The organism is Desulfobacter latus (assembly GCF_013389365.1).
Taxonomy (GTDB): domain Bacteria; phylum Desulfobacterota; class Desulfobacteria; order Desulfobacterales; family Desulfobacteraceae; genus Desulfobacter; species Desulfobacter latus.
Genome location: NZ_JACADJ010000029.1, coordinates 1 through 14,154 on the forward strand (window position 1 = coordinate 1; position 14,154 = coordinate 14,154).

Below are 14,154 nucleotides of genomic sequence, written 5' to 3' on the forward strand. Positions count from 1 at the left end.
TGAAAAACATTTTTGGAAAAAGAAAGTGTTTTGGAGTGATGGATATTTTTGTTGCTCAATTGGTAATGCTTCAATTGAAACAATTAAGAGGTATATTGAACAGCAAGGCTAAAAAGCGGCAATTCATTGCCGAATTCTATAAACTTAACCGGGAGGGAACCAATGACGTTGAAAAGCTTTTATAAAGAGGTGATGGAACTCAATGGAATTCAGGATATGGCTCAACGTGAAATTCAAGCAAAAACGTTTTTTGAAAAACTGAATTCAGCCGAACTGCCCCAAACCTTTAACTGGGCCCAGGAAATTTTCGAGGATATACACGTCAAAGAGCGCCCGGACCAGTTGGCGCTTATCTGGGCAGACCTGAATACGGATGAGGAAGCGCAGTATACATATGCCCAGTTGGCTGAGAACGGCAACAAGCTGTTAAATTATCTGCGTAAAAAAGGAGTTGAAAAAGGCAACAACCTTTATATGCTGACACCCATTGTCCCCCAAACCTGGTTTGCCTCTTTTGCCGCCATCAAAGGCGGTCTTGTGGCTGTTCCCACCGCCACCACCATGACCGAACGCGAAATTCAGTTCCGCTTTGAAGCGTATCCACCGGATGTTATTGTTGCCCATGAGAGTCTGGCCGACCTGGTGGACGATGCCCTGGCCAAGGCAGAGTGTACCCCCAAGGCGAAAATTATTCTTGGCGCAAAAGAGGGCTGGACATCGTATCCTGAGATTGCAGAGGAATCACCGCAGGCATCACCTGCAACCATTAACAGTGAAGACGTTCTGTTCTGCTTTTTCACCTCCGGAACCACAGGCCTTCCCAAACGGGTGGGACATTCCGCCGTTTCCTATCCTTTGGGCCATATGTCAACAGCCGTGATCCTCGGGCTTGAGCCTGGAGGCATTCATCACAACTTGAGTGCGCCCGGGTGGGCGAAATGGGCATGGAGCAGTTTTTTCAGCCCCTTTAACGTTGGCGGCACGGCCACAGGCTTTAATTTCACCACGCTGGATATTAAAAAATACATAAGCTTTGTGGCTAAATATAAAATCAATTCATTCTGCGCACCGCCCACGGCCTGGCGTGCCTTTGTGGGTCTTGACCTGGCAGCGTATGATTTTTCAAATTTGAAGTACTCGTTGAGTGCCGGCGAACCGTTGAATCCGGAGGTCATTGACCAATGGCGGGACGCCACAGGTACTGAAATCCGTGATTTTTACGGCCAGACCGAATCCACAGCCATGATCGGTAATCCGCCCTGGATGGAAGGCAAAATGCGCCTGGGGTCCTTTGGATATCCCTCATTCATGTATGATGTGATTTTAGCCGATGATGAAGGCAAAGAGATCACTGAACCCGACATCACCGGCCATATCGTAGTTCGTCTTTCCAACTGGCGCGCCATTGGACTGTTTCAGGAATATATCGAAAATGAGGCAAAAACATCTGAAGCATTTAAGCATGGACTCTATTTTACCGGTGACAAGGCCACCTTTGATAAGGACGGCTACTGGTGGTTTGTGGGCCGTGCTGACGATGTCATCAAATCCAGTGATTACCGGGTTGGCCCCTTTGAGGTGGAAAGTGCGCTCATTGAACACCCGGCCGTCATGGAGACCGCCGTGGTGGGCGTGCCTGATCCCCAACGTCACCAGCTGGTAAAAGCCTTTGTTATCCTGGTTCCCGGACAGAAACCATCAAGGGAACTGGCGCTGGAACTGTTCCAGCACACCATTAATGTGCTGGCCAAATTTAAAATTCCCAGAATCATTGAATTTGTGGAAGTACTGCCCAAAACCATCTCCGGAAAAATCAGGCGTATAGAGCTCCGGGAAAATGAGGAAGGCAAAACCGAAGACCAGACAACTGAATTCTTTTATCATCAGTTCCCGGAATTAAGCTCCAAAAATCAATAACAGCTCTAAACTTTAAAAAAAAATCAATATTGTAACACCGTCACAGGCAGCGGGTTTTAAAAAACCTGCTGCCTGTTTTTTAGGACTCGGCATAGACCTGTACAACCAGTAATTCTAATTCTATTCTCACACAAAGCCTCAAAGGCACAAAGATTCAGAAAACCAAATAAAATCTTTGTGTCTTGGTGTCTTTGTGCGAATTTTTTAACTAAAAACATTTATATTTAGAATTGCGGCTGTACAACATTTCCCATTGATTCAATTTGTTTTTTAAGATAGAAGAAAAAGCAAATGCAGGCATGAAGTCTGTGATCCATCGTTGTATAGCAATACTTTTACATAGCACAGCCGGGAAGGTTGCACTGCAGTTGGCAGCGCTATTATGCGTATATTTTTAATACTTCAAGGATTCACAGGAGAAAAAAAATGATTAAACCATCAATGCTTGCATCAGGGTTAATGTTTCTTGTTCTTATGTTTACTGCCGTAAGTGTCCAGGCACACTACGGAATGGTCATCCCTTCGGACAATATGGTTATGCAGGATGACGACCGCACGGTTCATCTCACCGCCTCTTTTTCCCATCCTTTTGAAGGACACGGGATGGAACTTGTCAAACCCAAAGCCTTTGCCGTTCTCGCCAATGGCGAATCCCAAAATCTTTTAGACGCGTTGAAACAGGCAGAGGTCATGGAACACACGGCCTGGAAGACCGATTATAAAATTAAGACCCCCGGTGTTTACATGTTTTACATGGAGCCCCGACCCTATTGGGAACCTGCCGAAGACTGCTTTATCATTCATTACACTAAAACCGTAGTAACCGCTTTCGGGGATGACGAAGGATGGGACCAGGAGATCGGGCTGAAAACTGAAATCGTTCCTTTGTCCAAACCGTTTGCACAGTATGCCGGGAATGTGTTCCAGGGCATTGTTAAATTAGACGGCAAAGCTGTGCCTTACGCAGAAGTTGAAGTGGAATATTACAACGAAGACAAAAAATCCGAAGCCCCCACGGATTACATGGTTACCCAGACCGTCAAGGCTGATGGCAACGGCGTATTCACCTATGCGGCACCCAGGGCAGGATGGTGGGGGTTTGCTGCACTGAATGAAGCTGATTTCACCCTTAAAGCGGATGGGCAGGATAAGGGTGTGGAGTTGGGTGCGGTGATCTGGGTAAAATTCGAAGACTGGAAAACTAAGTAGAAGATATTATGCATATTTCCGAAGGTGTTCTTTCCGCCCCGGTTTTAGGGGCCGGGATGGCGTTGGCATTCGCCGGTACGGCCGTAGGCTTAAAAAAACTCAAAGAGGATAAAATCCCCCGGACCGCTGTTTTGTCGGCCGCTTTTTTTGTGGCGTCCCTGATTCATGTACCCATCGGGCCGTCCAGCGTCCATCTGATTCTCAACGGTATTCTGGGCCTGATGCTGGGATGGATCGCCTTTCCCGCCATTTTGATAGCGCTACTGCTCCAGGGGGTATTGTTTCAGTTCGGCGGTATCACCACCCTGGGGGTCAACACGGTTATCATGGCCACACCTGCAGTGGTCTGTCATTACCTGTTTGCAGGATTTGTCCACAAACCCAAGGCGATATCCTATGCCGCCTCCTTTGCCTGCGGATTTTTAAGCGTCTTTTTCAGCAGTCTGGTTTTAGGCACAGCCCTGATGTTTACCCAGGAAAGTTTTTTGGCAGTGGCCTGGGCCGTTGTCATAGCCCATCTTCCGGTTATGTTCATAGAGGGGCTTGTGGCGATATTCTGTGTCGGTTTTCTTAAAAAGGTGCAGCCCGAACTTCTGCCCAAATGGTCTGCGGCACGTCAGCAGAACACATTGGCCGTCTGAAAAACTGTTTGGTAATTAATTAATGAATCGAAGATATTTTATAAAACTTGCCTGTCTGATGCTCTTTTTCATTCTTTCAGGCGGCAATGCCCTGGCGCATAGAGTCACGGTGTTTGCCTGGGTGGAAGGGAACACCGTTCTGGGAGAAGGTAAATTCAGCGGCGGCAAAAAAGCGCAGAACGCAGAAATTATTGTCCGGGACGTGAAGGGAAAAGAACTCTTGCGCACCCGGACCAATAAAAAAGGTGAATTTTCATTTCCCATCCCGGCAAAAACAGGCATGCGTATTGAACTCATTGCCGGCATGGGACACAAGGCCGAATGGATCATTCCCCTTGAAGATATATATGATACCCCCACGATTAAAAACACCCGGGATTCAGGAACACCGCCACCTGCGCCCCCGGAAAACACAGCCCCCGGCCAGGCGGCACATCCGTCAGTGTCCATTGATCCGGCCCAGCTTGAAGCCATCGTGGAAAAGGCTGTAACAAAGGCGTTAAATAAAAAAATTACGCCGCTGACCGGAATGGTGGCGGATCTGACGCAAAAAGGCCCGACCATCGATAAAATTTTTGGAGGCATCGGATACATCTTCGGCCTGATGGGCGTGGCCATCTATTTTTCATCCCGCAAGAAAAAATAAAAAAAAGTTCCCATGATCGAAGAGATCTTTGCATCCGGCCATTCATTTATTCACAAAATTGATCCCAGGTGCAGGCTGGTTGCAGCCACCCTGCTGTGTTTTGTCATTGCCCTTGGGCAAAAAATGCCTGTACTCTGGGCAGGACTGGGACTTTCCGTGATTCTGGTGTTATGGGCCCGCCTGAACCTTGTCCATGTGTTCAGGCGCCTGCTGGTTATCTGGGGATTTCTGCTGTTTTTGTGGATTATTTTACCCTTTACCTATGACGGAGATGTGGTCCGGCAGATCGGAAAACTTGGTGCCACCCGACAGGGCATTGGCCTGTGTACGGTAATCAGTATTAAATCCAATGCCATTCTGCTAATGTTCATCGCCCTGATCGCCACCATGGATTTCAGCACCCTGGGATATGCCTTGAATTTTTTCAAAATTCCTGAAAAACTGGTGCAACTGCTGCTGTTAACCTACCGGTATATTTTTGTCATTGAACAGGAGTACCGGCGCCTGGTCCGGGCGGTAAAACTGCGCGGTTTCCGCCCCGGGACCAATATGCACACCTACCGGACCTATGCCTATCTTTGCGGCATGCTGTTTGTACGGGCATCGGCCAGGGCCCAACGGGTTTACAATGCCATGAAATGCAGGGGATTTTCAGGCAGATTTATCTGTCTGCACGAATTTGCCCTCTCCCCTGCAGACAAAATATGGACGTTGGCTGCCCTGACGGTCACAGTCTGCCTGATTTTTATGGAGATCACCCTATGATGACAACATCGGCTCCCATCCTGCGCCTTGAAAATATCAGTTTCAGCTACCCGGGCCAGGAACGGATTATAGACAACCTGAGCCTTGAGATCAACACAGGGGACCGCATTGGTTTAGCGGGTCCCAACGGCAGTGGGAAAACCACCTTGCTTCATATCATCATGGGGTTGCTCTCCCCATCTTCGGGCACCATTGAATTTTTAGGAAAACCTGTCAAAACAGAGAAAGATTTCAGAGACGTTTACAAAAAAGTCGGCCTGCTGTTCCAGGATGCCGATGACCAGCTGTTCAGTCCCACGGTTATGGAAGATGTGGCTTTTGGACCGCTTAACCTGGGCAAATCTAAATCCGAAGCCCGGGATATCGCCCTAAACACCCTGGAACGTTTAGGTATCGCCCATTTTCAAAACAGGGTTACCCATAAACTGTCCGGCGGGGAAAAGCGCCTGGTGGCCCTGGCCACTGTGCTTTCCATGGAGCCGGAACTACTGCTTTTAGACGAACCCAGCACAGGTCTTGATGAAAAAACAAAAGCCATTCTGATTGAGGTATTGAACCGTTTTGCGCTTTCATATATCCTGATTTCCCATGAAAGTGATTTTATGTCACAGATTGCCAATGCCATGTTTATTTTGGAAAACGGGCAGTTGAAAAAAAATGTCCATATTCACCAGTATATCCATAAACATCGCAACCCCGGGCAGCGCCATTAAGGAACGCGTCTTAAACTAGCGCCCTTTGGGTGGGCTGTTAGGTGCTGGGTGCTGGGAAATGGAAACTCCTATACTCTCATTTTACTTAATCCGGTCCTATTCTTAAGCGCCTGCGCCGCCAATGTTTAAGAACAAAAAAAATGAAAATGATTGCATGAACGGCCATGTCGGATTATAATGATGCGGATATTATTAAAGGCGTTATTCCCTTTATCATCTACAGCTCATCGGCCTCGCCGTCATCGTTATCTGGCCTGAAATCATTCTGTGGCTGCCGTCAGTGGCCTATCAGTAAATCAACTCAAGCCGGGCAAATATGTAATAAATGAATAACAGGAGAAACCCATGGTCGGAAGGATTGAAAAAAACAATTTAAATCCTGAAGAATTAGTTCACCCTATAACTCCATTTGAAATTTTAAAAGCAATTTATGCCATCGATAATGTTATACAAATTACATTTGATGTAAATATCGTATTGGAACGACTCATGGAAGAGGTCCTTAAAATTTTCAAGGCCAGCCGTTCCTGGTTGTTTTACCCTTGTGATCCCGAACTCCCCTCATTTGATGTCACATTTGAAAGCGCTACGCCCGAATACCCTGGCGCAAAGGCATTGAACCAGAAAGTGCCGATGACCGATGACATGGCCGACTATTGCAAGCGGGCTCTGTCGGCGGCGGATGGTTTAGACATTGACCCGCCTGTCGGCGAAACGATTAAAAACGACATTGCAATTCGATTTAATGTCAAATCCATGATGTTCATGGCAATTCGACCAAAATCAGGAGAACCCTGGATGTTCGGGCTCCATCAGTGTGATCGCAACCGAGTTTGGACAAAAGAAGAACAACTGTTGTTTCATATGATCGGTAAAAGAATAACTACTTGTCTAGATAACCTGCTTTATGTGCGTCAGTTAAAGGAAAGTGAAGCAAAATATCGGAACAGTCTTAATTCTGTTAAAGAGTCTGACAAACGGTTTCGACTGGCGTTTATGACAAGCCCTGATTCAATTAATATCAGTTCACTTGAGGATGGTATTTTTATTGATGTCAATGAGGGGTTTACCCGGACAATGGGGTATTCACCCGATGAGGTTATCGGAAAGACGTCTATTGCCTTAAACATGTGGAAAAACCCGGAAGACAGAAAAAGGTTGGTAAAACGTCTGAAAGAAAAAGGGGCTGTTGAAAATCTTGAGGCGGAATTCATTGTAAAGGACGGCAGGATCATATATGGGCTGATGTCTGCCAGAAAGATCACTTTAAATAATGAAAAGGTAATTCTATCCATCATTCGGGATATTACCGAACGAAAAAAAGTGGAACATGCGTTACAACGTTCGGAAAAGGAATTAAAAAAAAGCGAAACCAAATATAGAACAATGATGGAGGCGATAAAAGACCCGGTTTATATCTGCTCGGAAGATTATAAAATACAGTATATGAATCAGGCCATGATCGACAGGATTGGTTATGACGCCACAGGAAAAGTGTGTTATGAAGCACTGCATGGCTTCGATAAAATATGTCACTGGTGTACATATGAAGAGACCTTTCGACGCGGTTGCAGTGAAAAAAATATCATCAGCCCCCTGGACAACCGCTCTTTCAATATTTCAAGCACGGTCTTTGTGAATGAACGCGGATCATTGTCTAAGCTGTCCGTATTCAGAGACACAACAGAACTCATAGAATTGCAAAATCGACTTCAACAAGCACAAAAGATGGAAGCCATCGGCAATCTTGCGGGTGGTATTGCGCACGATTTTAATAATATTTTATTTCCCATCATCGGCATGTCGGAAATGATGATGGAAGACCTGCCGGCTGGAAGTTTGGAGTTGGAATATGCCAATGAAATCAATAAAGCCGGTCATCGGGCCAAAGAACTGGTGTCACAGATTCTTGCATTCAGCCGTCAATCCGATCAAGACAAAATACCCATAAGGTTTCAAAGTATTTTAAAAGAGGTGCTCAAACTTTGCCGGTCAACCATCCCGGCAAACATCACAATAGCGCAGAAAATAGAGCGGAACTGTGGTGTCGTTCGGGGAAATGCCACGCAGCTTCACCAGATCGCCATGAATTTGATCACCAATGCATATCACGCGGTTCAAGAGAAAAACGGGACCATCTTAGTTGCGCTGGAAGAGATTAAAATTAATTTAACGAATTTAACCAATACCATTATTAATCCAGGAACGTATCTGATGCTGACCGTTTCCGACGATGGCACCGGCATGACAAAAAAACTGAAAAACAAAATATTCGAGCCGTATTTTACAACCAAAGAGGAAGGCAAGGGAACCGGTCTTGGACTGGCCGTGGTTTATGGAATTGTAAAAGATTATGGCGGTGGAATTGACGTGGAAACCGAAATCGGTTGCGGTACTACATTCAGAGTCTATCTACCATTAATAGGTGAATCAGAAGATAAGGAGAACACAGAAACGAAAACCGAACTTGAGACAGGTCATGAGCATATACTATTGGTTGATGATGAAGCCGCAGTAATCAGACTTGAGCAACAGATGCTTGAACGCCTTGGTTATCAAATTACGTCACGTACCAGCAGCTTGGATGCGCTTAATCTTTTTCGTTCAAATCCGGACGATTTTGACCTTATCGTTAGCGACATGACCATGCCGAATATGACCGGTGACCACCTGGCAAAAGAACTTTTATCCATAAGACCGGATATCCCTATTATCATTTGTACCGGGTTCAGTGAAAGCATAAACAAAAAGCAAGCCGAAGCGATCGGCATAAAAGGTTTATTAATGAAGCCGGTTGTAAAATCAGATATGGCGAAAGAAATACGCAGGATTTTGGATTGATATTCAGAATTGCTGGACCGGTTTTGAAACCATTGACTTTTTGCCCTGGTCCGCTGTAATAATTCCGTATGAATATAAACATAATGATCAGCCGGGATACCGGTTTCAAAGAAAACCAGGTAACAGCGGTTCTGGATCTGTTGGACCAGGGGTCCACCGTGCCTTTCATAGCAAGGTACAGAAAAGAGCGCACAGGCAGCCTGGACGAGGTGGCCATATCCGATATCCGGGACAGGGCAAAAGCCTTAAATGAACTGGCAGCCAGGAAACAGGCCATTATCAAATCTTTGGAGGAACGGCAGCTTTACAGCAAGGATCTGGCCCAACGCATTGAAAACGCGGACACCATGACCCGGCTGGAAGATGTCTATGAAAAGTACCGGCCCAAAAGGCGGACCCGTGCCGTAATCGCCCGGGAAAAAGGGCTGGAGCCTTTGGCCCAAATGATCCTGAACCCCAAACCCGGCATTGATCTTCAAAAAGAGGCAGCCGGATTCATCGGTCCTGATGTAGAAAACCCGGACGCGGCATGGGCCGGTGCCAGGGATATCATTGCCGAAATCATTAACGAAGATGCATCCATCCGGTCAGAGATCAGGGAGCTGTTCATCAACACCGCCCTGATCCACGCAACGGTAATCAAGGGCAAAGCCGACGACGGGGCCAAGTTCAAGGACTATTTTGACTGGGCGGAACCGGCATTTAAAGCGCCGTCCCACCGGATACTTGCCATGCTCAGGGGCGCCGCCGAAAAAATTTTGCGTGTCCGTGTAGTGCCCGATGAAAAAAAAGCGTTGAATATCATCCATGGAATTTACCCGGGCAAAATAAAGGGTTGCCCCGGCAGCCGGGCGCAGATCCTTGCGGCAGCTGAAGACGCATACAAACGCCTGCTGTCCAAATCCATTGAAAATGAAGCATTGCGAATGCTTAAACAAAAGGCTGATGAAAAGGCCGTGGCGGTTTTCTCGGACAATTTACGGCAGGTGCTGCTCTCCCCTCCCCTGGGCGGCAGACCCGTGCTGGCGATTGACCCGGGGTTCCGCACCGGGTGCAAAATAGCCTGCCTGGATGCCACGGGAAAACTGGTTCACCATGATGTCATCCATCCCCATACCCCAAACGGAAACGCATCCGCATCACAACGCATTCCTGAACTTGTCAGCCGTTACAACATCCGAGCCGTCGCCGTGGGCAACGGTACCGCAGGCCGGGAAACGGAACGTTTTATCAGAGATCTGAAACTGCCCGAAGAGGTGGATGTGATCATGGTGGATGAAAGCGGGGCATCTATCTATTCAGCCTCGAAAACGGCCCGGGAAGAGTTTCCGGATCACGACATTACGGTCAGGGGGGCGGTTTCAATCGGCAGACGGCTTATGGACCCCTTGGCAGAGCTGGTCAAGGTAGAGCCCAAATCCATCGGGGTGGGACAGTACCAGCACGATGTGGACCAAAACTTGCTCCAGACCGCCCTGGACGATGTGGTGGTGTCATGTGTCAACCAGGTGGGCGTGGCGGTCAACACGGCATCAAAGCAGCTGTTATCCCGGGTATCCGGCCTGAACGCCGGCATCGCCGCCAACATGGTCAAATACCGGGATGAAAATGGTGCCTTTGCCTCCAGAACCGAATTTCTCAAGGTGCCCCGCCTGGGCAAAAAAGCATTTGAACAGGCCGCAGGGTTCTTAAGAATCCAAAACGGAAAAAATCCCCTGGACCGCAGCGGCATTCATCCCGAGTCCTATCCCGTGGTCAAACAGATGGCCAAGGACCTGGGCTGCCGTGTGGAAGCAATGATGACCGCAAAAAGTCCGGTGCAGGGCATGGACCTTACGCCTTATGTGACACAGACCACAGGCCTTCCCACACTCAAAGACATCGTTGCCGAACTGGCCGCCCCGGGCCGGGACCCGAGACAGCCGTTCCAGGCCTTCTCCTTTGACAAAAACATCCACGAAATCAAAGATCTGGTGCCGGACATGGTTGTTCCCGGTATTGTGACCAATGTCACTGCATTTGGCGCTTTTGTGGATATCGGGGTACACCAGGACGGCCTTGTCCATATCAGCCAACTGGCTGACCGGTTTGTCAAAGATCCCAATGAAGTGGTCAAAGTGCGCCAACAGGTCATGGTTCGCGTTCTTGAGGTGGACATTCCCAGAAAACGGATCTCGTTATCCATAAAAAAACGCTGAAAGATATGAAGTAAAGGGGATAATTTGTTGACATTTAACGTTAGACATTTTTTTACGGGATGCATACTGGTGCCGACGCTGCTCATGGGATTATGGTTCACGAATGCTGCGTATTCCCATGCCCAAAATCCAGCAGATAATGCCACCGGCAGTATTCAGTTAACGTCCGCTGAAAAAACCTGGCTGGACAGACATCCCGCTGTCACCATTGCCGGTCCCCGTTCTTTTCCGCCATTTCATTATTATGAAAAAGGCAAATTAAAAGGCCTTTCAGCCGATTATATCACCCAGATAGCGGCTAAATCAGGGTTTAAGCTGCATATCCTGACAAATCTTCCCTGGCCCCAGGTGTTGGAAAGCGTTCAACAAGGTGAGATTGACCTGATCACCTGCATTGCAAAAACAGCTGACCGGGAAACCTATCTTGATTTTTCTGTTCCCTACCTGGCGTTTCCCCTGGTTATCATCACCCGTGACAACAGCCCGGTTATGAACGGCATTAAAGACCTTCAAGGGAAAACGCTGGCCATGGTACCCAAAACCCTTGTACCGGAATGGCTTTCCAGGGACGGAATTGAGTTTTCACCCCTTTATGTGGAATCCCCATTGCATGTGCTTGAAGCGGTCTCGTTTTCACGGGCAGATGCCGCCATAGATAATCTGGCAACAGCCAACTATTTGATTCACCAAAACGGGCTGGCAAATCTTAAAATCGCGGTGCCGACACCCTATGACAAATATCGGCTGTATATGGCCGTTCCCAAGGGACACCAGCCACTGCTCTCAATTATAAACAAAGCACTTCCCACCATAACGCCCCGACAAACAAATGAAGTTCGGAACCAGTGGCTCTCCGTCAAATATGACTATGGCGTTAATCCCAAAGATGTGTTCCGATATATAGTTTTGATTCTTTTATTCGCGCTTGGTGTTATTTTTGTTGTACTGTTCCGGAGCCATCGGCTTGCAAAAGAGACCCGGGAACGGATTGCCACGGAAAAAGCCCTGCGGAGAAGCGAAGGAAAACTTCGAAACATCCTGGAAAACAGTACCAACATGTATTACGCCCATACCCCTGACCATGAAATCACCTACATCACCCCCCGGTGCAGACAGATCCTGCAGTGCGAACCCGAAGAGGCCATGAAATCATGGATTGATTTTGTTACGGATAATCCCATCAACCGCAAAGGGCTTGAATATAAAGCAAAGGCCATCAAAACCGGACAGCGTCAGCCCCCGTATGAACTGGAATTGAAAGGAACCAAAGGCCGTAAAGTTATCGTGGAAATCCGTGAACACCCGGTTGTAAGAAACGGTAGAACCGTAACCATTGTCGGTTCTGCAACCGACATTACAGAGCAGAAGAAAGCTGAAAAAGACAGGGAAGCACTGCAACGCCAACTTATCCAGGCCCGTAAAATGGAATCCATCGGCACCCTGGCAGGCGGCATTGCCCATAATTTTAACAATATTCTGGGAATTATCCTGGGAAACGCCCAGCTGGCACTGCTGGACCTGAGCGAAGATAATCCAGCCTGTTCACGCGTCAATGAAATTCAGACTGCCTGCCTCAGGGCCAAGGACGTTGTCCTGCAACTACTCAATTTCAGCCGACAGACAGAACAGGAAAAACAGCCTTTAAACCCGGCTAAATTAGTAACCGATACGGTCCGACTTTTAAGGGCATCCCTTCCCTCGTCCATTGAAATTTTGTATCAAAACAATCCCCCCATACAAACAATCCATGCCAATCCCACACAGATCCAGCAGGTCATTATCAACCTGTGCAACAATGCAACCCAGGCCATGGCGCCCGACGGCGGTACCCTGACCATTGGCCTGGACATGGTGGCCCCCCATGATTTAAAAATGCCTGAATTAAAGGGGTTCTCTGCAGCCGAGGCTGTCCGGCTCACCATTGCAGACACCGGCACCGGCATTGATCCGGCCATACAGGACAGAATTTTTGATCCCTACTTCACCACCAAGGAGTTCGGCAAGGGGGTGGGCATGGGACTGGCCATTGCTCATGGAATTGTTCACAACCATGGCGGCATTATATCCGTTAAAAATAAAATGGGAGGCGGCGCTGTGTTCACTGTTCTGTTACCGGCAAGCCAAAACAGTCCGGACAGTTGATCTGCCCATTGGGACTCAATCCTATATCGTAGGTACCGGCACCACAGGCGCGACAGGCAACCGGGTCCATATCCTTGGTCACAGGATTGTAGGTCATGCTGAAATCCGTATGGCTGCGGCCGGATATGAGCCGGACAAACACGGTCACGCAGGCTGATGTCAGGTACAGGGCGGCTGCCGGTTTAAAATCAATACGGATGCCGTACTTATTGAGCAGATCTTTTTTCTTGGCCGCAAGTTCGGCTGGAATCATGGCGATTTTTTCTTCCCGTTCCCGGATCAGATCCTGGGAAAGTCCGCTCCGGTTGAGGTTTTGTCGCATCTCTTTTTCAAGTGCCTGGTAATATGCGTCAAGACTTGCCGTATCCCTTTGGAACCGCCGGTTCATGCTGTCTACAAATGAGGCCAATCGGTCTTTCACCAGGTCTTGACCATATCGGGAAACAACCGTCCGCATGCCTTCAATTTCCTTTTCGTTCAACCCTTTGGCATGTTTAACGCTGAATGCCTTTTGAACGTGGAAAAGATTCCGGGACATGTCCGGGATGACCACACCCGTATCCAGATTAATACAGATTTCCACAAGACCTTGTTTGATCTCATCGCTTTGGGCGGTATACCGGCAGGTCAGTATAAGATACCGGGTTCGTGCCTCTCCGGTCTTCATTACCTGGATCTTGGACTTGTGAAATTGAAACCGCTCTTTGATCAGCCGGTCAAATCCCTGGGTTTTGATATAGTCAAATTTCAGCTCGGCCCGGGCAAATGGTGCGGATTGCCCTGCCAAGGTGAGTATCCGGTCAAGCAACGGGGTATGCAGTTGCACGGCATGAACCGTTGGCCGGCCCGCCGCCGCCACCGCTTCAGGTCCGACCCGAAAAAATTCATCCATGCCAAGGCTTTGGGCCGTCTCTTCAGGCAGCAGGATATCACGGACCAGGCCCTGGTCTTCCACCACCCCACCCCGGGACTTAAAAAACCGGCAGGCAAAATCCATGACATCAATCTGTTCATGTCCATCAGAGTTCATAGGTATCTCCAAAAAGCTTGCCGTCCAGTTCCCTTGTTTTCACATACCCTGT

At 48.1% G+C, this 14,154-nt stretch carries 11 protein-coding genes; 10 read left to right on the forward strand and 1 reads right to left on the reverse strand.

Translation table 11 applies throughout. From position 1 onward, the window contains the following. From HXW94_RS09770 to HXW94_RS09815, 10 genes are all read left to right on the forward strand, one after another. On the forward strand, positions 1-112 hold a 112-nt coding region (locus HXW94_RS09770; protein ID WP_178366718.1), incomplete at its 5' end, for a transposase. A 50-nt stretch (positions 113-162) separates the two neighbouring features. Next, a complete protein-coding gene (locus HXW94_RS09775) occupies positions 163-1,917 on the forward strand; it encodes an acetate--CoA ligase (RefSeq protein WP_178366719.1) in 1,755 nt (584 codons plus the stop codon). Positions 1,918-2,343: 426 nt separating this feature from the next. Continuing rightward, positions 2,344-3,126 carry a DUF4198 domain-containing protein gene (locus HXW94_RS09780; RefSeq protein WP_178366720.1) on the forward strand — a complete coding sequence of 261 codons (783 nt, stop codon included), beginning with the start codon at positions 2,344-2,346 and terminating at the stop codon, positions 3,124-3,126. An 8-nt stretch (positions 3,127-3,134) separates the two neighbouring features. Continuing rightward, positions 3,135-3,767, forward strand: a complete 633-nt coding sequence (gene cbiM / locus HXW94_RS09785; protein WP_178366721.1) for a cobalt transporter CbiM — start codon at positions 3,135-3,137, stop codon at positions 3,765-3,767. A gap of 22 nt (positions 3,768-3,789) precedes the next feature. Then, positions 3,790-4,413, forward strand: coding sequence for a hypothetical protein (locus tag HXW94_RS09790; RefSeq protein WP_178366722.1), 624 nt, complete (start codon positions 3,790-3,792; stop codon positions 4,411-4,413). Positions 4,414-4,425: 12 nt separating this feature from the next. Beyond that, positions 4,426-5,178, forward strand: coding sequence for a cobalt ECF transporter T component CbiQ (gene cbiQ, locus HXW94_RS09795; RefSeq protein WP_178366723.1), 753 nt, complete (start codon positions 4,426-4,428; stop codon positions 5,176-5,178). Further along, entirely contained in the window at positions 5,175-5,891 is a 717-nt protein-coding gene (locus HXW94_RS09800; protein WP_281357828.1) for an energy-coupling factor ABC transporter ATP-binding protein, read from the forward strand. Before cbiQ ends, HXW94_RS09800 begins: the two co-directional genes overlap by 4 nt. A gap of 345 nt (positions 5,892-6,236) precedes the next feature. Beyond that, positions 6,237-8,732, forward strand: a complete 2,496-nt coding sequence (locus HXW94_RS09805; protein WP_178366724.1) for a hybrid sensor histidine kinase/response regulator — start codon at positions 6,237-6,239, stop codon at positions 8,730-8,732. 68 nt (positions 8,733-8,800) lie between these two features. Further along, on the forward strand, positions 8,801-10,930 hold the full coding sequence (locus HXW94_RS09810) for a Tex family protein (protein ID WP_178366725.1): 2,130 nt from the start codon (positions 8,801-8,803) through the stop codon (positions 10,928-10,930). Positions 10,931-10,957: 27 nt separating this feature from the next. Then, entirely contained in the window at positions 10,958-13,072 is a 2,115-nt protein-coding gene (locus tag HXW94_RS09815; RefSeq protein ID WP_246293821.1) for a transporter substrate-binding domain-containing protein, read from the forward strand. Here HXW94_RS09815 and HXW94_RS09820 read toward each other — a convergent pair. After that, positions 13,029-14,102 carry a hypothetical protein gene (locus tag HXW94_RS09820; protein ID WP_178366726.1) on the reverse strand — a complete coding sequence of 358 codons (1,074 nt, stop codon included), beginning with the start codon at positions 14,100-14,102 and terminating at the stop codon, positions 13,029-13,031. The two genes, HXW94_RS09815 and HXW94_RS09820, sit on opposite strands and share 44 nt — an antisense overlap. Positions 14,103-14,154: the final 52 nt, after the last annotated feature.

Coding starts and splice junctions, on each gene's coding strand:
- HXW94_RS09820 (WP_178366726.1), bottom strand. CDS start 14,102: ATGAACTCTGATGGACATGAACAGATTGATGTCATGGATTTTGCCTGC.
- HXW94_RS09810 (WP_178366725.1), top strand. CDS start 8,801: ATGAATATAAACATAATGATCAGCCGGGATACCGGTTTCAAAGAAAAC.
- HXW94_RS09780 (WP_178366720.1), top strand. CDS start 2,344: ATGATTAAACCATCAATGCTTGCATCAGGGTTAATGTTTCTTGTTCTT.
- HXW94_RS09790 (WP_178366722.1), top strand. CDS start 3,790: ATGAATCGAAGATATTTTATAAAACTTGCCTGTCTGATGCTCTTTTTC.
- HXW94_RS09775 (WP_178366719.1), top strand. CDS start 163: ATGACGTTGAAAAGCTTTTATAAAGAGGTGATGGAACTCAATGGAATT.
- HXW94_RS09805 (WP_178366724.1), top strand. CDS start 6,237: ATGGTCGGAAGGATTGAAAAAAACAATTTAAATCCTGAAGAATTAGTT.
- HXW94_RS09800 (WP_281357828.1), top strand. CDS start 5,175: ATGATGACAACATCGGCTCCCATCCTGCGCCTTGAAAATATCAGTTTC.
- cbiM (WP_178366721.1), top strand. CDS start 3,135: ATGCATATTTCCGAAGGTGTTCTTTCCGCCCCGGTTTTAGGGGCCGGG.
- cbiQ (WP_178366723.1), top strand. CDS start 4,426: ATGATCGAAGAGATCTTTGCATCCGGCCATTCATTTATTCACAAAATT.